Origin of the sequence: Actinomadura fulvescens (assembly GCF_039533225.1) — a bacterium.
GTDB classification, from domain to species: domain Bacteria; phylum Actinomycetota; class Actinomycetes; order Streptosporangiales; family Streptosporangiaceae; genus Spirillospora; species Spirillospora fulvescens.
Genome location: NZ_BAAATD010000052.1, coordinates 1 through 1,303 on the forward strand (window position 1 = coordinate 1; position 1,303 = coordinate 1,303).

1 protein-coding gene is annotated in these 1,303 nt (G+C 67.7%); it reads right to left on the reverse strand.

Annotation, left to right across the window (positions count from 1 at the left end; genetic code table 11):
• Positions 1-1,183, reverse strand: a 1,183-nt coding sequence (locus ABD333_RS47375) for an IS256 family transposase (protein WP_344549502.1), incomplete at its 3' end; no start/stop codon positions are given.
• Positions 1,184-1,303 lie beyond the last annotated feature (120 nt).

Genomic DNA, 1,303 nt, shown 5'->3' on the forward strand with positions numbered 1-1,303 from the left:
GCAGGCGGGCCTTGGCCAGGAACTCCAGGCCCATATAGCGGCGGGTCTCGGCCCATTCGTCGGTCTGTTCCATCAACACCGCGCCGACCAGCCGGACGATCGCGTTACGGTCGGGGAAGATCCCGACCACGTCAGTGCGTCGGCGGATCTCCTTGTTCAGTCGTTCCTGTGGGTTGTTGGACCAGATCTGCCGCCACAGCTGTCTCGGGAAGGCGGTGAAGGCCAGCAGGTCCTCGCGTGCGGTGTCGAGGTGCTCGGCGGCGGCCGGATGCTTGGCCTCCAGCGCCTCCACCACCCGCGCGTGCTGGGCGCGTACCTGGTCTTCGGCGGGCTGGTCGAAGATCGTACGGACCAGTGTCGCCACCCACGGCTGCGCGCTCTTGGGCACCTTGGTCAGCAGATTGCGCAGGTAGTGGGTGCGGCAGCGCTGCCAGGCCGCGCCGGGCAATGTCGCGGCGATCGCCTCGGTCAGCCCGCGGTGGGCGTCGGAGACGACCAACTGCACCCCCGACAGGCCGCGGGCGACCAGGTCCCGCAGGAACGCCACCCAGCCTGCGCCGTCCTCGGCCGAGGTCACCTGCATTCCCAGGATCTCCCGGTGCCCGTCAGCGTTCACGCCGGTCGCGGCCAGCACGTGCACGTTCACCGTCCGGCCACCCTCACGCACCTTCTGGGTGAGCGCGTCGATCCACACGAACGTGTACGGGCCCGCCTCCAGCGGCCGGGTGCGGAACGCCTCGACCTGCGCATCCAGAATCTTGGACATCTCCGACACCTGGCTCTTGGAGATGCCCGTGATCCCCATCTGCTCCACGAGCTTGTCGACCCGCCGCGTCGAAACGCCCAGCAGATAGCTGGTGGCGATCACGCTGACCAGTGCCTGTTCAGCCCGCCGCCGACGCTCCAACAGCCACTCGGGGAAGTAGGAGCCGGTCCGCAGCTTCGGGATCGCCAGCTCCACCGTTCCGGCACGGGTGTCCCATTCCCGCGCCCGATACCCGTTCCGCGAGTTCACGCGCTCATTCGACCGCCGCCCGTACTCGGCACCGCACAGGCTGTCTGCCTCCGCGCTCATCAGCGCCTCGGCCATCGTCTTGACCATCTGCCGCAGCAGATCCGGCTCGCCCGCGGCCAGATGCTCGGCGATCCAGGCAGCAGGGTCCACACTGTTGTCCACGGCCATCGCGTTTCCTTTCCTTCGAGATCTTGGTCGATTCGAAGGATCACGCGGTGGCCGTCCTACTTCACGACGCCACGCCCTCTGGCCTGGTCAAACTCGTACACCATCTCCGTGGACGCAACC